Here is a 17,355-nt window from a genome sequence, read left to right as displayed (position 1 = left end):
ATGAATTTTGACAAGATTATCGACAGAAGAAATACGGACAGCCTCAAATACGATTTTGCCGTAAAGCGCGGTAAGCCGGAGGGAATCCTGCCCCTGTGGGTGGCCGATATGGACTTCCGCGCGCCGGACTGCGTGCTGGAGGCCCTGACCGAGAAGAGCCGGCACGGCATTTTCGGCTATTCCGAAAGCGGCGAGGAATATTTCGACGCGCTGAAGGGCTGGTTCCAGGAGAGCCACGGCTGGGAGGTAAGGCCCGAGTGGCTCGTCAAAACCCCGGGCGTGGTCTTTGCCATCAGCACCGCCGTCCGCGCGCTGACGCGGGAGGGGGACGGCGTGATCATCCAGCAGCCCGTTTATTACCCCTTTACGGAGAGCGTCGTGAAAAACGACAGGAAGCTGGTGGTGAGCGAGCTTGTCTATTCCGAGGGGCGGTACGCCATCGATTTTGAGGATTTTGAACGCAAGATCAAGGAAAATAATGTAAAGCTCTTTATCCTCTGCAGCCCGCACAATCCCGTCGGGCGCGTCTGGACGGCGGAGGAGCTGACAAGGCTGGGCGATATCTGTCTCAGGCACGGCGTCCTCGTCGTCTCGGACGAGATCCACGCCGATTTCGTCTATCCCGGTCACCGCCATATCGTCTTTTCCAGCCTGAAGCCGGAATTTGAAAAGCTGAGCATTATCTGTACCGCGCCAACGAAGACGTTCAATCTCGCGGGGCTGCAGGTGTCGAATATTTTTATCCCGGACGAAAGGCTCCGCCTGCAGTTCCGGCGCGAGATAGGAAAAACCGGCTACAGCCAGCTGGGCATCATGGGCATCGTCGCCTGCAAGGCCGCCTACACTTGCGGGCGGAACTGGCTGGAGGCTCTAAAATCGTACTTAAATGAAAATCTTGGTTATGTACACGGATTTTTGAAAGAACGGCTCCCGCAGGTCCGTCTCATCGAGCCGGAGGGCACGTATCTCGTCTGGCTGGACTTCAAAGACCTGGGCCTTGACGACGACGCGCTGGAGCGGCTCATCGTGCACAAGGCGGGACTCTGGCTGGACGGCGGGCTGATGTTCGGCCCGGCCGGCACCGGCTTCCAGCGCATCAACATCGCCTGCCCCCGCAGCGTCCTCGAAAAGGCCCTGACCCAGCTCGAAAAAGCGGTGAACAGCTGAAAAGTGCGGGCGATTCTGGGCCCTGCATAGAAAGTAGGGGCGATTCACGAATCGCCCGCCGCTCCCCAGCCGCTTGCCGCTTGTCAAAAATCTGCATACAAGGGGCAAAGCCTCGCAGAGTTTGCCGCCGGAGCGGCAAATAAATTTAAAATTGTCACGCAGGAGGACATGCGCCTCCGGAGTGACTCTTCTCATGCAGCGCGCGGCTGAGCGCGCTGCATGCCCCCTTGTCGGATAATGCCCGAAGGGCTTTATCCGACGGCCTGAAAGCGCGCCCCACCGTGACGGTGAGGCGCGCTTTTTATCAAAACGTGTCAGGAGTTGCTGCCGGTGCTCGAGGTGCTGCCCGTGGCCTTGTCTTCATAAGACTGGACCATTTTCTTCACCATGTTGCCGCCGATCTGGCCCGCGTCCTTGGACTTGATGTCCCCATTGTAGCCCTCGTTGAGCTTGACGCCGACTTCGTTGGCCGTCTCCATCTTCAGGCGGTTCAGAGCGCCGCGGGCTTTCGGGTTCAGTAACTGATTATTTCTGGCCATTGTTCGTTTCTCCTTCGTTATTTTTATTTGTTGAAATTGAAATCGACGATCCTTCGTCTTACGATTATAGTGTGCGCCATCGTATAAAACTTCATACGATGCAAATACTATATCTTCCGATCATTTTTTACTGCGCGTCGAAATTTTAACTGCGGTGTTAAAAGAACCGGCTCATCTGGTGCGGGATGAGCCGGTTCGGTTATTGGATTGGAGTGTCAGCCATGGCTGATATTCGTGGCGTTCGGCGACATGTTCCGGACGTCGCTGTCCTTCGACTGGCCCAGCGTTTTGTCGCAATCCCGTTCCGATTTTTTTGGTTTGACGGCGGCGTTTCCAGCGGCGCTCTCCCGAACGGCGGCGCTGCGCGCCGCTTCCGACTTGCGCTGCTCGGACAGCGCGCTCGGTTTATAAATGTTCTCGCTCCCGGACAAATTGAATCTCCTCTTTTTCATTTTTTTAAACGATCTGCGTGCCTGACGATTATAGTGTGCGCAGCGTATAAAATTAAATACGATGCAAATAATAAATGCTTCGAAATAATTTAACTGCCCGGCGAAATATTGTCTGCCGCCGTTTATGAATAACCGGCCCATCATCCTGTTGAAATTATATGGTAAAATTATTTGAAAATTTAACCATTAAAAGCTATGATAATAAAAAAGAAGGGGGAGGGGGTAGGGCATGATCGTCGCCGTACTGACAGTCACGCTGCGCGCGGAGTGGGTGCATTCCCTGAAGGAAAAGCGCAGCGTGCTCAAAAGCCTGCTGGCGAAAATCCGCAATAATTTCAACGTCTCCGCCGCCGAAACCGGCGCCCAGGACGTCCACCAGACCCTCATCCTCTCCGTCGCCGCCCTCGCCGCCGACCACCGGCTCGCCGACGGCGTTATGGAAAGCATTCTCCGCTTTACGGAACAAAACACCGACGCTGAAATCGTCGGTGCTGAAAGGGAATATCGATAGGGCGCTACGGTCATCAGCCTTTTTCGGCGAAGATGTCCTCGGCGTCCATTTGGGCTTTGACGAGACTGTCGCGGGCCTGGACGTATTCCTGCTGCTCGATGCTGACGAGGGCTTCGGCAATACCGTTGAACAATGCCCTGTATATTTTTTCGTAATCGACCATGCTACATCCCCCGATACCGCGCCGCAGCTTTCGCTGTTTTAAACACTCCTTAGCGTTGTTTTACCATATATTACCTTAAATGGGCTAAAAATGCAATAGCTATTTAGCGATAACTCCGGAAAAAATCGAATTCTGCCCCTTGACAATCGGAATAATTACATGATAACCTATCTAATAGATATATATCTTTTAGATAGGTGGATTTTATGAAACAAACAGATTACGTGATCCTGGGGCTTTTGTCCGAGGAGCCGCTGACGGGGTATCAGATCAAGCGGATCATCGACGTCCGGTTCCGGTTTTTCTGGAACGAGAGCTACGGCCAGCTGTATCCGTCGCTGAAAGCGCTGTGCGGGGCCGGTTACGTCAAGGAGACGGACGCGGACGCGGCGCAGCCCCGGGCACAGAAGGCGTACCGGCTGACGCCCCAGGGCTTTGAGGCGCTGCGCGGATGGCTGGCGCTGCCGGTGGAAAAAGAGTCGATGCGGTTTGAGATACTTTTGAAGATGTACTTTTCGCATCTGACGGACCCGGACGTGATGCTGGAGCATGTAAAAAAATTTCAGGCCGCGCATGAGCAGGACCTGAAGGTGCTGGACGCCTTTGACGCGGAGCTGAGGGCCATCGAGGACGACGACCCGGCCCACCCGACGATCCGCCGCGTCGTCGATTTCGGGCGGAAGGCCAACGGGGCCTATCTGGACTGGTGCCGGGAGACAACGGAATTTTTGGAAAGCAGGTGGAGAAAATGAGGCAGAAGGTCCGAAGAGTCATCGTCTTCACAACGCTGTTTCTGTTCCCGGTCATCTTCAATTACCTGTCGCCCTACGTTTCGCTGGACGCGGCGTTTGCGGGGCTCGTCGCCGGCAGCGTCATGGTGTTCGCGTTTCTCTTTTTGTCGGGGATATTTCTCGGTAGGGCGTGGTGCGCGTGGTTCTGCCCCGTGGCCGGCCTGAGCGAGTTGGGGGCGACCATCAACGACAGGCCCGTCAAGGTGAACAGGCTCGCGGTGATCCGGTACGCCATTTTCGGGGTGTGGTTTGCCGCCCTGGCGGCGGGCTTTATCCTGGCCGGCGGCATCCGGGGCTTCGATCCGCTGTATCTGACGGAGCATATCGTCTCGGTCGATGAGCCGCTGAAATTTATCAATTACTATCTGGTGCTGGCGATCCTGTTCGCGCTCACCGTCACGGTGGGGAAGCGCGGGGCCTGCCACACCATTTGCTGGATGGCGCCGTTTCTGACGGCGGGAGAGCTGGTGGGCCGGGCGCTGCGCCTGCCGCAGCTCAAAATCCGCGCGAACCCCTCCAATTGTGTCGGCTGCGGGAAATGCACCACGAAGTGCCCCATGAGCATCGATGTCGCCGCCGAGATCAAAACGGGCAGCGTCGCGTCATTGGCTTGCATCCGCTGCGGCGAATGTATCGACGGCTGCCCCAAAAGGGCGCTGTGCTACGGCATGGGGCGCGGAAAGGTCGCCGTGGGGAAATAGAGGCGGGGAAACAGAGGCGATCACAGATCGACCCTACGGACATACGGGGCGGGATGTATTCATCCCGCCCTTCTTGTCGGCGCGCCGGGGCGATTTTGTACATTGGGGCGCGGATGGAAATCTCAGTAATTTTGCGGCCCGCTGACGGGATTGACTTTGGTGATATACCAGCCGCCGTTTTCCTGCGACACGGTCAGGTGCTCGACGGTCGGCTCCTCCGGCCCGGCGGAGGTGGCCCAGAAATATTTGACGATATATTCAACAGCCGTCGGCGAGATGTTTGTCTTGCCGGCGATTTCATAGGACGTCAGCCATGGGCTGGAGCCGCCGATGATCCAGAAGTTTTCTTCCGGGTCTCCCCACCGGTCCGTGAGCCACCGCTTGACGGGCCCGCTGCCGACAGCGTATTTGTAAACGCCGTTGCGCATTTCATCCCCCTTGACCCAGAGCCGGACGGCCTCGTCCGGCGAGGACGCGGAGAGCGCGTCCAATGCGTCCTTGAAGAACGAAATCTGCGCCTTATACTGGGCAACGCTCTCGATCGGCACCGCCGCCGCCGGCGTCTGCGCGGCGAGGATCGCCCCGAGGATGAAAACCGATGCAAGGATTTTTTTCATGATACCGCCTCCCGGCACTAGTGTTTGCAAAAAATGGGGTTCGTATCAGCCGCGACGGGATGCAAGAAACATGTAAACAGCCAAACGCCGATATTCCCGCAACCAAATGTTGTCATTCCCGCAACGTTTGTCATTCCCGCGAAGGCGGGAATCCACGTTTCCCTGTACGAGGGCCTGGATTCCCGCCTTCGCGGGAATGACATACCGGGCGGTACGGCACAATACCGGGCGGTACGGCACAATACCGGGCGGTACGGCACAATACCGGGCGGTACGGCACAATACCGGGCGGTACGGCACAATACCGGGCGGTGCGGCACAATGCCGGGCGGTACGGCACAATACCGGGCGGCGCAAATTGTGTTTCGCAAACGAGAAAAACAAAGCAAAATAAAGCAATAACGGGTGCGAGCGCATCCGAATTCGCTATTGGTCAGGAAAGGTCAAAAATGGCGCAAATACGCCGTTTGTTTAATTTGACCTTTCCTGACCTTCGCGTTATTATGTATATATAAAACTATATCCCATATATCCCATCCACGAGAGGGAGGTGACGGTTATGGAGTTCAAGGACTATTACGCGGTCCTCGGCATCGGCAGGGACGCGACGGAAGAGGAAATCAAAAAGACTTACCGGAAGCTGGCGAAAAAGTACCACCCGGACGTTGCCGGCGGCAGCAAGGCCAGCGAGGAAAAATTCAAAGAGATCAGCGAGGCGTACGAGGTGCTCGGCGATAAGGAAAAGCGCGCCAAATACGATGCGCTTTACGAGGACATGAAGAGCGGCCGGTTCCGCGAGAACTACGGCGGCTTCGACCCGTCCACGCACCGTTCCGGCGCCGATACGGGCGGCGGGTATTCGTATACCTGGACGACGGCGGACGGCGGCGGGGCCGATTTCAGCGACTTTTTCAACATGTTTTTCGGCGGCGGGCGCGGCGGCGCCTATGGCGATATATTCTCCAATTTAGGCGGCGGGGGTGGCTTTGACAGCTACAGCGGCAGCGGGCAGGACATCGACGCCAGAGTCGAGATCGGCATCCGCGAGGCGTACAAGGGCGGCGAGAAGACCATCGCCCTGCAGACCGAATCCGGCACGAAGACGGTAAAATTCAAAATCCCGGCGGGGATTCAGCCCGGTGAGAAAATCAAGCTTACGGGCCTCGGCGGCCCCGGCATGGGCAAGGGCAAGGCCGGCGACCTGTATCTGGAGATCGGCTTAAAGCCCGAGGCGGGCTTCTCCTTCGACGGCGGCGCGCTTGAAAAGACGGTGGACGTCTATCCGTGGCAGGCCGCGCTGGGCGACGAGATTCAGGTCGCCACGCTCGACGAGCGGCTGAAGGTGAAGATCCCGGCCGGCATCCAGTCCGGCGGCAAGCTGCGCATCGCCGCACGGGGCTATCCCGCGAAAAACGGCAAACGCGGCGCGTTGAGCCTGGTGGTGCGCATCGTGAACCCGGCGCACCTGACGGATGATATGAAGGAGCTGTACGCGCAGCTGGCGGAGCTGGCGAAAGGCGCCGTACGGCGATAGAAATCCCGCCCACCCGCCCGATAGAGGTATAGGGGCTGCGCCCCTATGACACTCATTTTGCAGGGGCTCCGCCCCTGGGACCCCGTTTGGGGCTGCGCCCCACGGCCCGGCGGACGCAAACGGGTTTCGTCCTTGCCGGGGGACGTGGATTCCCGCCTTCGCGGGAATGACACGGGTGGAGAGCGAGAATGGCAACGTGGGCCGCAAGTACAACGGGAGCTGCAATGACAGCGGGGGCCGCAAGGACAACGGAGCCGCAAGGACAACGGGAGCCGCAAGGACAGCGGCGGTTTCATAATGACAATGGGGCCCTAATGGCAGCAAAGGTTTCGTAGGGGGCGATGCCCACATCGCCCCGTCGATCGGGCACCGAGGACGGCGCAACCGTTGCGGATAAACAATGCTTTGGCACCGCCAAGGCAATGCTGAACCCGCGGGCCATCCGTTTTCCCGCTGCTCGAAAGAGCGGCTGCTTTTCAAAACGGTGACTGTGTAGGGGCGGTTCACGAACCGCCCGCCGCCTTGTGCCGCGCCGACAAGACCCTCCTTCAGTCGCCTGCGGGCGGCAGCTCCCTCGTCTGAGGGAGCCAAAGAAAACGGGGCGATGTGGGCATCTTTCCGACGAGAGAAGGGCAGCGTAAACAGTGTCGGGCCGTACGGAACGGAAAGAAGGATATGCGGTTATAACCCCGCAGGCTTTAAAACGAACAAATCAAATCCACAACTCGACGACGAGGGGGTAATACCATGAATATTGAAAAATTCACGCAGCGGGCGCAGGAGGCGATCGCGGCATCGCAGGCATCGGCGATACGGCACCAGCACCAGCAGGTGGACGGAGAGCACCTGCACTACGCGCTGCTCACGCAGGAGGACGGCCTGATCCCGAGGCTCCTGGGCATCATGGGCGCCGATAAAACCATGCTGGAAGACGAGCTGGAGCGGGAGCTGGGCAAAATCCCGTCGGTAACGGGAGCCAGCGGCGACGGGCTGTATGCCACGCGGCGGTTCTCCGAGCTTTTGCTGAAGGCGGAGGACAGCATCAAACGCTTCGGCGACAGCTACGCCGGCGTGGAGCACCTGTACCTGGCGCTTTTAGGCGAGCGGAACACGCCGTCGGCAAAAATTTTCTCAAAATACGGCATCGACACGGAAAAGTTTCTCGCGGCGCTGACCGACGTGCGGAAAAACCAGCGCGTCACCAGCCAGAACCCGGAGAACACCTACGACGCGCTGCGCAAATACGGCACGGACCTGGTGGAGGCCGCGAAAAACGGCAAGCTGGACCCGGTGATCGGGCGCGACCAGGAGATCCGGCGGGTCATCACCATCCTGTGCCGGAAGACGAAGAACAACCCGGCGCTCATCGGCGAGCCCGGCGTCGGCAAGACGGCGGTGGTAGAGGGCCTGGCCCAGCGCATCTGGAAGGGCGACGTGCCGGAGACGCTGAAGGACAAGACGATCTTCGCCCTGGACATGGGCGCGCTCATCGCGGGGGCCAAGTACCGCGGCGAGTTTGAAGAGCGGCTCAAGGCCGTGCTGGACGAGATCACGAAGTCTGAAGGGCGCGTCATCCTCTTCATTGACGAGATGCACAACATCGTCGGCGCCGGGAAGACGGAGGGCGCCATGGACGCGGGGAATCTTTTGAAGCCGCTTTTGGCCCGGGGCGAGCTTCACTGCATCGGCGCAACGACCCTGAACGAGTACCGCCAGTACATCGAAAAGGACGCGGCGCTGGAGCGGCGGTTCCAGCCCATTACGGTCACAGAGCCCAGCGTGGAGGACACCATCTCTATCCTGCGGGGCCTGAAGGAGAAGTACGAGATTCATCACGGCGTGCGCATCACGGACGGGGCACTGGTGTCCTGCGCCGTACTTTCCAGCCGCTACATCAGCGACCGGTTCCTGCCCGACAAGGCCATCGACCTGATGGACGAGGCGGCGTCCATCATCCGCACGGAGATCGACAGCCTGCCGGCGGAGCTGGACGAAAAAAGCCGCAAGATCATGCAGCTGGAAATCGAGCGGGAAGCCCTCAAAAAGGAGACCGACCGCCACTCCAGGGAGCGCCTGGAGGCACTCCAGAAGGAGCTGTCCGACCTGAAGGCGGACTACGAGGAGATGACCACCAAGTGGCAGGAGGAGAAGCAGAACATCCAGAAGGTCAGCAAGATCAAGGAGGAGATCGATGGGGTCAAGGCCGTGATCGAAAAGGCCGAGCGCAATTACGATCTGAATACGCTGTCCGAGCTCAAATACGGCAAGCTCCCGCAGCTGGAAAAGCAGCTGGAGCTCGAGAAGGACAAGGCGGGCGGGAACGACAACGCCTTGCTGCGCGAGGAGGTCACCGAGACGGAGATCGCCGAGATCGTGGCCAAATGGACGGGTATCCCGGTGTCCAGGCTGATGGAGGGCCAGCGGGAGAAAATCCTACGCCTGGGCGAAATCCTGCACCAGCGCGTCATCGGCCAGAACGAGGCGGTGGACGCGGTGTCCGACGCCATCCTGCGCTCCCGCTCCGGGCTCTCCGACCCCAACCGGCCCACGGGCTCGTTCCTGTTTTTGGGCCCCACGGGCGTGGGCAAGACGGAGCTTGCCAAGGCGCTGGCGGAGGCCCTGTTCGACAGCGAGAGCGCCATCATCCGCATCGATATGAGCGAGTATCAGGAAAAGCACACGGTGTCCCGGCTCATCGGCGCGCCGCCGGGCTACGTGGGCTACGACGAGGGCGGCCAGCTCACCGAGGCCGTGCGGCGGAAGCCCTACAGCATCGTCCTGTTCGACGAGATCGAAAAGGGCCACCCCGACGTGTTCAACACCATGCTCCAGATTCTCGACGACGGCCGCCTGACCGACGGGCAGGGCCGGACGGTGAACTTTAAAAACACCGTCGTCATCATGACGTCCAACATCGGCAGCCAGTATTTGATGGAGGGCATCGGCCGGGACGGGGAGATTTCGGAAAACGCCCGCAGGCTCGTCATGAACGAGCTGCAGGCGAGCTTCCGCCCCGAGTTTTTGAACAGACTGGACGAGACCGTCATATTCAAGCCCCTGACGCTGGGCAAGATCGCGCGCATCATCGACCTGATCCTCGACAAGACGCGCTTAAAGCTCCGCGCGCAGAACATCACCCTGGAGCTCTCCGACGCGGCCAAGAAGCGCATCGCAAGCGACAGCTATTCGCCCGTCTACGGCGCGCGCCCGGTAAAGCGCTACGTGCAGAAAAACGTGGAGACGGCCATCGCCCGCGTCATCATGCGCGGCGAGGCCGGCGAGGGCAGCGTCATCGCCGTGGACGCGGACGACGAAGGGCTGACCTTCCGGGTGAAGGAACCGGCCTATCGAGCATAGTGTATAACGAAATGCGAGCCCCCGGCCTGTGGCCGGGGGCTCAGCTTGTCGAAAAGCTCATAAGCAGCAAAAAGCTTCGCAGAATTTCCGCCGCGCACGGCGGGAACAAGATGAAATCCGTCATTTCCGGCGGCGTGTACGTCGGAAATGACACTTCTCATGCGGGGAGCGGCTGAGCGAGCTGCATGCAGCTTTTTGTCGGCGAAGCCCGGAGGGCTTTGCCGACAGTTTAAGACCCCGGCCACAAGGCCGGGGTCTCGGTTTTTTCGGTAAAGCTAGCTTGTCAACGGACACATGACGACGATCATGTACGGCACAGTCTGGGCTGGGATACTCCGCGTGGAAGCGCCGTAAACGGCGATCAGGTTTTTATTGGCGGGATTTGCCGTATAGGGCTGTCCGTTTTCCTGGATGATTTGGGTGGCGGGGCCGATTGTAAGCTTTAATGTACCGTCACTGCTGACAAGCTGGCTGTCAAAAAAATCGACCTTTATGTTCTGATCCTGTGTAAATCTCGCCATGACAATCGCATGGTACTGCGGGGGGTAAATCAATGGCACGGGGACGTTGGCGTCATAAAATCCAATAACAGGGTCGCCGACGGATATGATCGTATGATAAACGAAATAGGTCGTCGGGGTAATGACAAAGTTGACGACATTGCCGTCGGTATTTTGCACTGTCATTAATTTATAACAGCCCGAGGCCGCATCACTTCCCGTCCAGAAATCGCTGATCATGGTGACAATACCATAAATGGAAACAAAAGCGGACATAGACATTCCTCCGAGTCATGTATGCTCAAGATCAGCATATGAAGCGCCGGAAGGTTATGTGACGGCGGCAAAAACAGAACGGCGCCGATTGCCGGCGCCGCCTGAAACTGTTGAATTATTAACTGACTTTTATTTCAAGCGCCTCCACCCGGCGCTGCAAATCGGTGAGCTGGCGTTCAAGGTCGTGCTGCTTTTCGTGGTTGAGGATGTACCCGTCGGTCAAAGAGTCAAGCCGTTTTGTGATGTCGGTCTCAAGCTTAAGGTTGGTTTTTACAACCTCCTGCTTGACGTCCGCTATATCCTGCTGCATACCGGTGATATCCTGCTGCATACCGGTAATATCCTGGTGCATACCGGTGATGCTCTGGTGCACTGGTTTCAGTTTTTCGTCTATCATCTGACCGATCGCGGCCAGGAGTTCCTTATCCATTTGTATCACCTCGTGAATTGAGTATACGGCGTGAGGATGTGGGTTGTCAAGGCGGTGTGCGTTTGCAAGTACTTTTGTTAGGGCTGGCCCCGCCCGTTTGCTTACAGCCAGCTTTTCATATTATAATACAGGTTCTTTGAGTTATTAAAAGCGACCAGAAAACAGATGGCGACGATAAATGAGACGATGACGCTGATGATTGCCAAGGCGGGGATTAAGAGGAATACAAAATTCAGAATGTTAAAAACAGCGAGAATTGTCCATGTGGATTTCAGGCTGCTGCCGTTTAAAGGGGTGTTATATATCTCCTCCATATCTTTAACGCCCATAATGATGTTATAGGATATGTACAGAGAAATGACGGCAGACACAATGCCGAGGACAATAGACAAAAAGCCCGGCGACGCGGAGATGCCGACGAGGTCTATAAAGTACACAATGCCGGTATAGACAGCCATGAAGGTGGCAAAGGGCTTGACCTTTATAAACAGCGGACTTTCCTCCGCCATTTCCAGCAACCCGTTTATCATCACGATATAGCCGATAAAATCGGGAATCAGTCCGATCCTTGAGTTACCGAGATTTAAGCTGAAATCCAGAAAAATCAGCAGGAATCCGATAAATATTTTTTTCATTGATACTCCATTTTCTTGTTAAATCATCTGCCATAGATATTCTATGTTAATTGCTTAATTTAACTTTTTGCCGCAACTGGAACAATATACAGGGACAGCGATAGTTCTAAACGGTAACATACTATGGCAATGCGGACACCTGTAAAATATAATTTTAATAGCGAACCCAGCCAAAACGAATAGAAATCCTATTATTGCAACTAAAATAAACCCGATGGTTATATCTTTAAAAAGATAAAGAAATGCCGTGACGATTATTCCTAAAACGACGGCCGCGGCACTAACGATATTCGCTGATTTATGATTCATGAATGCCTTGCCCCTTTTCTCCTTCAAATAATAAAAGCATAGTACAGAATTTCCGTTCAACTGCTTTTGTACTTCAAATACCATGCATATTTAAGCGCCACATATTGGAGTATATTCCCAAGCCCGGCAATAAGCAACAAACAAAAAGCTCCCGGCTTTCGGCGGAAGCTTAAAAATACTCTTGCATTTTTATCCCAACAGAGTTAATATTAGCCTATCGAGAATAATAAATGCGGCAGCCATGGGGTGTTGGAGCACCCCATGACCTGTGCAGGATGAACAAGGCATCCGTACACAACAGCAAAGCTGTACCAACCAGAATTATAATACCCTTTCCTCATTTTGGCAAGGTGGTGTTGTATTCTTGCGTTGCGCATGTTTCGCGGTGTAGGGTGTTATCCTACACCGCGTTTGTTATTTCTCGATGGGGGATGTCTGAGGGGCCGCGGAAAATGGGTGGTAGAGGGAATGAGAAGTTCCGGCAGTAAAAAGCGGCGGCCTCTCGGGCAGACCTTCATTGAGAAAGGCATATGGAGGTTTTAGAATGGTAGACCACGAGGCGGTTTACAGGGTACTGTTCAACGGGGTACTGGACGCGATCGGGGAGATCGAGCAGCAGAATTACGGCAGCGCGAAGCTGACGCTGGTAAAAATGCTGCAGACGGCGGAGGAGACGTGCTTCGACTCCATGGAGGAGCCGCCGGTACAGGGGCTGGTGCCCCCGCCGGTGCCGGAGAGCGCCGGCGCCCGGCCCCGGGCGAGACAAGAAAGCCCGGCTGTGCACAGCCGGGTGGGGGTTGGATAAACAAGCGGGGCGCTGAACCATCGGCGCCCCGCTTGTTTATTGTGTTCGGGTTTTTCAGGCCAGGCCCGGGGTGTAGGATTGGGCCATGAAGATGATGATGGCCAGGAGATTCAGGCTGAGGCTGATCAGGTACAGGAACATGACCACCTGCTTTTGGGTCATGCCCTTGGACAGGAGCCTGTAATGAATCTGCGACGTGTCGCCGACGTAGATCGGCTTGCGGTTTTTCATGCGCTTTAATACGACGAAGATGTTGTCGAAAATGGGCAGGCCCAGGGCGAGGACGGGGACGAAGATGGAAATCAGGGTGGCCTGCTTAAAGGCCCCGTCCAGCGATATGATGGCCAGCATAAAACCCAGGAAGGTGGCCCCGGCGTCGCCCATCAGTATTTTCGCGGGGAATTTGTTGTATTTCAGGTACCCCAGGCAGATGCCCACAAGGACGATGCCCATGACCGCCGAATACGTGCTGCCCTTCGCCAGGGCCACGACGAAAAGGGTGCCCGCGGAGATGCAGGAGAGGCCGCCGGCCAGGCCGTCCATCCCGTCCATGAAATTGATGACGGTGGTCACGCCCACGAGCCAGGTGATCGTCAGCGTGAATTGAAGCCACGCGGGCAGAAGGATGTACGACCCGTTAAAGACGTTCGTGAAGCCGAAAAACCGCACGCCGGCGTAATAAATCAGGACACTGGCGGCCAGCTGCACCAGAAATTTCGGGAGCGCCTTCAGGTCCCGGCCTTTGATCTTGAACCAGTCGTCCAGCATGCCGACGCCGAAGATCATCGTCGAGCCCAGCAGCAGAAGCCAGGATTTCATGGAGAAGTCCCGGAGGATCAGGAAATAGCAGACCCAGAAGGTCAGAAAAATACCCAAGCCCGCCAGATACGGCTTGGCTTCGGTATGGATTTTACGTTCTTCGTCCGCCTTTGGTTTTTCCTGATAGTCGAGCCTGATGGCGAGCTTTCGGAGCCGGGGCGTCAAAAGCAGCATCAGGGCCAGTGAAAGTACAAGCGCGATGATATATTGCAGCATAATAATCCTCAAAATAACCCAATTGTTGACTTTGTTATACTACATCCTGTCCCGGCTGTCCAGTCTTTATGTCGAAAAATACGCACAAAAACCGATGAAATTCCGGGTGAAATATCTCTGAACGAAATTGCCCGCCGGGCGGTACGCTCTTATTTTTGCCGCTTTGGCGGTTTGCTCAGCCAGAAAATTATGCCGGGAAGGATAAATATCATGGGCTGCCTGGAGACCGCGTTCAATAACCACATTTCGATACGCTGCAAAAATAGCGGGGTTTGATAGGAATATGACAGGCCGCCGGGGTAAAGAGACGGATCTTTCATCGCGCGCAGTTCCTCGGACAGGATATAGACCGTCTCTATAAAGAACGGGAGCATCAGCGCGGCGTACAGCAGGACGACGATCAGCACGGCGATATGAAGCGGCCTGCTGAGCAGCGCGCGGCCCCGTTTAGCGACGCCGGCCACGCCCAGGGCCTGCATGAGCGCCCAGCCAAGCACAAGCCAGAACAGCGGCAGCAGATATGCGCCGATCAGCAGGGTGGGCGTCATCATATAATAATTACTTTTCATTCTGGCGGCGAACGGCGTTAAAAAATAGAGGGCAAGGCCCAGGACCAGCAGGAGGCCGCAGGCGATCAGCAGCCGCCGGACGTCTTTTTTCCGGGCGGGGGGTTCGCCGGTCAGCGCCGCGATATCCGTGTTCAATACGCCGGCGAGGCTGACAAGGGTATCGATATCGGGCTGGGCCTCGTCGTTTTCCCAGCTCGATACCTCCTCGGACGTGACGGACAGCCGGCCGGCCAGCTCTTCCCGGGTCAGCTTTCTGCGAAGCCGCAGCTTTTCAATATTCTGAGATACGAAGCTCATGTGATTACCTCATGCTTTCAGCGTATTGTTCAGGGCTGATACCCTGTGGCCGTGTCGATGGAGATGGTGTTCGCCGCCGGGTCCCAGGCGACGCCGAAATCGAGGGCGGCGGCCACGTCGCGGAGATTGAAGTAATTGCTGCCGCCGATGGTGTAGGCGGCCGGGGCGATCTGGCTGCCGTCCAGATAGACGGGGAAGTTTGACGATACGGCGTCAACGCCGCCCGTCCCGCAGAACGCGGGCAGCTCGCCGCCGACGGGGGTATAGGGCGTTTTTGACACGAGAGAGATCGTTTTGCCCGCGCCGTCCCAAATAACGTCGAACTGCTTGCCGGTGCCGGTGAGCGCCATGGCCAAATCGCGCAGCTTGTAATATGTACGGCCGCCGAAATTATACGCCTCAAAGGTCACGGGCGCGCCGTTGACCGTTACCGCGCAGGCGACGGGGGCGGCGGTGGTCTTGAAGGTCAGGTTGTTTGCCTTGGCGTAGGTTTCCGCATAGGAGCCGGCGTCGCCGCGGAGCGCCGGCATGGGGACGGGGCCGCCGTTGAGATGGCCCATGTAAAACGCGGCGCTGCCGATGGAGGTGACGCTCGCGGGTATGGCGAGCTCGCGGAGGCCTTCGCAGTACTGAAACGCCCAGTCGCCGATGGCGGTGACGCTGCCCGGGATCGTGACGGACGTGACGGCGGCGCCCATCAGCGCCCCGCCGCCGATGACCTTTACCGTATCCGGCACCGCATAGCCCGTATAGGACGCCGGGACGTAATAGAGCGCGGTTTTGTCCGCCGACAGCAGGGGCGTGGGTATCCCGGTGCCGGTGAAGGCGGCGGTGCCGACGAGGGAGAGGCCCGCGGGCAGCGGCAGGGACGTGAGCTTGCCGCAATTGTAAAACGCCATGATGCCGAGCGTCTTCAGCCCGGCCGGCAGGGTCAGGGCGGAGAGCTTTTCGCAGTTGTTGAAGGCCCGGTCGCCGATGGCCGTCACGCCGGACGGGAGGGCGGCGGACGTCAGGCTGACGCAGCCGTCAAAGCTGCCGGCGGGGAGTTCCGTAAGGCTTTTCGGAAGGGTCGCCGTTTGCAGGCTCTTGCAGTCCTGGAAAAGGCTGCCGCCCATGGCGGCGAGGCTGTCCGGCAGTGTTACCGAGACGAGATTGCCGCAGTTGTAAAACGCCCCGTCACCGATGGATGTGACGCCCTCCGGGACAGTGAAATTCAAAAAGCTGACGCAGTTTTCAAACGCATGGCTGCCGATGGCCGTCACGCTCCGGGGGAGCGCAAAGTCCGGCAGGCCGGTGCAGCCGGAAAACGCGTTGTCGCCGATCGTTTTCAGGCCGTCCGGCAGGGCGACGCCGACGAGGCTCTGGCAGTCGTGGAACGTATCGTCGCCGAGAGCGGCGACGCCTTTCGGGATGGCGACGGACGAGAGCCGGGTACAGCCGGAGAAAGCGCCGTCCCCGATGGCGGTGACGCCGCCGGGAAGGTCCAGCGCGACGAGCGACGCGCAGCCGGAAAACGCGGCGGCGCCGATGCTTGCCAAATTGTCCGGCAGCGTCACCGAGGACAGGGCGGCGCAGTTATAAAACGTATAGTCCGCAAGGGCCGCGACGCCTTTTGGAATGACGACGTTGTTCAGGAGCGGGCAGGAATTGAAGGCGTCGCTGCCGATACTCATCACGGTATCGGGGATGGCGACGGCGGACAGCTGATCGCAGTTGCGGAACGCCCCGCCGCCGATTGCCGTCACCGTATCCGGGACCTGAAAGCTCGGAACCGACGCGGGGACGTAATAAAGCGTGCGCTGATCGCGGGAGTAAAGCGGCGCCGGGATGCCCGTCCCGGTGAATACGGAGACGCCGAGGCTGACGACGCTGTCCGGGAGGTCAACAGCCTCCAGGCTCCCGCTGTCAAAAAACGCATAGCTGCCGATGGAGACGACGCTGCCCGGAATATCGACGGACGACAGGTTTTCGCAATAGGAAAAGGTGCCGTCGCTGATGGCCGTAACGCCTTCCGGGATGGTAAACGAGGTAAAAGCGCAGCCGGAAAAGGCCATGGCCCCGATGGCCGTGACGCTGTCCGGCAGGGAGACGGCGGGCAGGCCGGTGCAATTGGAAAAAGCACCCTCGCCGATGGACGTGACGCCTGCCGGTATCACGATGGACGCGAGGCTTTCGCAGTTGAAAAACAGATATTCCGGAATCGCGGTGACAGCCCGGGGCAGATTGACCGAGGACAGGGCCGCGCACTTTATAAACGCGCCCTCGCCGAGGCGCGTCACGCTCTCGGGAATTTCCACTGCCCGCAGGGCGGCGCAGCCTGAAAAAGCGGCCGCGCCGATACTTTGCAGCCCGTCCGGCAGCGTCACGGACGCCAGCTTGCCGCAGTGCTCGAAGGCCGACGCGCCGATGGAGACGACGCCGTCGGGAATTTCCACGGAGGACACGGTATCGTTGAAGTAAAAAGCCCTGTCCCCGATGGCCGTGATGCCGAGGTCGCCGGGGATGACCACGTCGCCGCCCGCGCCGGTGCAGGCGGTGAGGACCCCGTGCTCCACGGTGAAGCCGGTATTTGCCGCAAGCGACGTATCCGGCAGGACGGAAAGCAGGAACAAGGCCCCCAGGACCGCGCCCATGAGTTTTTTCAGCTGTTTCAAGCCGATGCCCCCT

The 17,355-nt window shown here is 57.9% G+C and carries 17 protein-coding genes; 7 read left to right on the top strand and 10 right to left on the bottom strand.

Annotated elements, in window-relative coordinates:
- Entirely contained in the window at window positions 1-1,167 is a 1,167-nt protein-coding gene (locus tag BUB60_RS15350) for a MalY/PatB family protein (RefSeq protein WP_073080845.1), read from the top strand.
- Between the two features lie 314 nt (window positions 1,168-1,481).
- On the opposite strand, the gene BUB60_RS15345 is transcribed toward BUB60_RS15350, so the two are convergent.
- A complete protein-coding gene (locus tag BUB60_RS15345; RefSeq protein WP_073080844.1) occupies window positions 1,482-1,706 on the bottom strand; it encodes an alpha/beta-type small acid-soluble spore protein in 225 nt (74 codons plus the stop codon).
- Window positions 1,707-1,921: 215 nt separating this feature from the next.
- Entirely contained in the window at window positions 1,922-2,137 is a 216-nt protein-coding gene (locus tag BUB60_RS19875) for a hypothetical protein (protein ID WP_143162381.1), read from the bottom strand.
- 250 nt (window positions 2,138-2,387) lie between these two features.
- On the opposite strand from BUB60_RS19875, the gene BUB60_RS15335 reads away from it, so the two are divergent.
- On the top strand, window positions 2,388-2,669 hold the full coding sequence (locus BUB60_RS15335; protein WP_073080842.1) for a DUF503 domain-containing protein: 282 nt from the start codon (window positions 2,388-2,390) through the stop codon (window positions 2,667-2,669).
- A gap of 13 nt (window positions 2,670-2,682) precedes the next feature.
- Here the strand turns inward: BUB60_RS15335 and BUB60_RS20210 are convergent, their stop codons facing one another.
- Complete coding sequence (locus BUB60_RS20210; protein WP_159435438.1) at window positions 2,683-2,832, bottom strand: hypothetical protein; 150 nt, start codon at window positions 2,830-2,832, stop codon at window positions 2,683-2,685.
- A 206-nt stretch (window positions 2,833-3,038) separates the two neighbouring features.
- Between BUB60_RS20210 and BUB60_RS15330 the strand changes: the two genes are divergently transcribed.
- On the top strand, window positions 3,039-3,584 hold the full coding sequence (locus BUB60_RS15330) for a PadR family transcriptional regulator (RefSeq protein ID WP_073080841.1): 546 nt from the start codon (window positions 3,039-3,041) through the stop codon (window positions 3,582-3,584).
- Window positions 3,581-4,324, top strand: coding sequence for a 4Fe-4S binding protein (locus tag BUB60_RS15325; protein ID WP_073080840.1), 744 nt, complete (start codon window positions 3,581-3,583; stop codon window positions 4,322-4,324). The genes BUB60_RS15330 and BUB60_RS15325 overlap by 4 nt, the downstream gene beginning before the upstream one ends.
- Before the next feature lie 122 nt (window positions 4,325-4,446).
- On the opposite strand, the gene BUB60_RS15320 is transcribed toward BUB60_RS15325, so the two are convergent.
- Window positions 4,447-4,941 carry a hypothetical protein gene (locus BUB60_RS15320; RefSeq protein ID WP_073080838.1) on the bottom strand — a complete coding sequence of 165 codons (495 nt, stop codon included), beginning with the start codon at window positions 4,939-4,941 and terminating at the stop codon, window positions 4,447-4,449.
- A 559-nt stretch (window positions 4,942-5,500) separates the two neighbouring features.
- Between BUB60_RS15320 and BUB60_RS15315 the strand changes: the two genes are divergently transcribed.
- Together BUB60_RS15315 and clpB are read left to right on the top strand one after the other, a co-directional pair.
- Window positions 5,501-6,475 carry a DnaJ C-terminal domain-containing protein gene (locus BUB60_RS15315; protein WP_073080836.1) on the top strand — a complete coding sequence of 325 codons (975 nt, stop codon included), beginning with the start codon at window positions 5,501-5,503 and terminating at the stop codon, window positions 6,473-6,475.
- Between the two features lie 747 nt (window positions 6,476-7,222).
- Window positions 7,223-9,832, top strand: coding sequence for an ATP-dependent chaperone ClpB (clpB, locus tag BUB60_RS15310; protein WP_073080834.1), 2,610 nt, complete (start codon window positions 7,223-7,225; stop codon window positions 9,830-9,832).
- 275 nt (window positions 9,833-10,107) lie between these two features.
- Here clpB and BUB60_RS15305 read toward each other — a convergent pair whose 3' ends face one another.
- The 3 genes from BUB60_RS15305 to BUB60_RS15295 all read right to left on the bottom strand — a co-directional run bounded on the left by BUB60_RS15305 (window position 10,108) and on the right by BUB60_RS15295 (window position 11,673).
- Window positions 10,108-10,608 carry a hypothetical protein gene (locus tag BUB60_RS15305; RefSeq protein ID WP_073080832.1) on the bottom strand — a complete coding sequence of 167 codons (501 nt, stop codon included), beginning with the start codon at window positions 10,606-10,608 and terminating at the stop codon, window positions 10,108-10,110.
- A gap of 118 nt (window positions 10,609-10,726) precedes the next feature.
- Window positions 10,727-11,038, bottom strand: coding sequence for a hypothetical protein (locus tag BUB60_RS15300; RefSeq protein WP_073080829.1), 312 nt, complete (start codon window positions 11,036-11,038; stop codon window positions 10,727-10,729).
- 101 nt (window positions 11,039-11,139) lie between these two features.
- Window positions 11,140-11,673: a hypothetical protein gene (locus BUB60_RS15295; RefSeq protein WP_073080827.1), complete on the bottom strand. Its 534-nt coding sequence runs from the start codon at window positions 11,671-11,673 to the stop codon at window positions 11,140-11,142.
- 853 nt (window positions 11,674-12,526) lie between these two features.
- Between BUB60_RS15295 and BUB60_RS19870 the strand changes: the two genes are divergently transcribed.
- Complete coding sequence (locus tag BUB60_RS19870; protein ID WP_073080825.1) at window positions 12,527-12,787, top strand: hypothetical protein; 261 nt, start codon at window positions 12,527-12,529, stop codon at window positions 12,785-12,787.
- Between the two features lie 54 nt (window positions 12,788-12,841).
- Here BUB60_RS19870 and BUB60_RS15285 read toward each other — a convergent pair whose 3' ends face one another.
- The 3 genes from BUB60_RS15285 to BUB60_RS15275 all read right to left on the bottom strand — a co-directional run bounded on the left by BUB60_RS15285 (window position 12,842) and on the right by BUB60_RS15275 (window position 17,342).
- On the bottom strand, window positions 12,842-13,822 hold the full coding sequence (locus BUB60_RS15285) for an MraY family glycosyltransferase (protein WP_073080823.1): 981 nt from the start codon (window positions 13,820-13,822) through the stop codon (window positions 12,842-12,844).
- A 149-nt stretch (window positions 13,823-13,971) separates the two neighbouring features.
- A complete protein-coding gene (locus tag BUB60_RS15280) occupies window positions 13,972-14,688 on the bottom strand; it encodes a helix-turn-helix domain-containing protein (RefSeq protein ID WP_073080821.1) in 717 nt (238 codons plus the stop codon).
- A 29-nt stretch (window positions 14,689-14,717) separates the two neighbouring features.
- Window positions 14,718-17,342: a leucine-rich repeat protein gene (locus tag BUB60_RS15275; RefSeq protein ID WP_073080819.1), complete on the bottom strand. Its 2,625-nt coding sequence runs from the start codon at window positions 17,340-17,342 to the stop codon at window positions 14,718-14,720.
- Window positions 17,343-17,355: the final 13 nt, after the last annotated feature.

This window comes from Sporobacter termitidis DSM 10068 (genome assembly GCF_900130065.1).
Taxonomy (GTDB): Bacteria; Bacillota; Clostridia; order Oscillospirales; family Oscillospiraceae; genus Sporobacter; species Sporobacter termitidis.
This window is presented reverse-complemented; position numbering and strand designations above follow the sequence as displayed.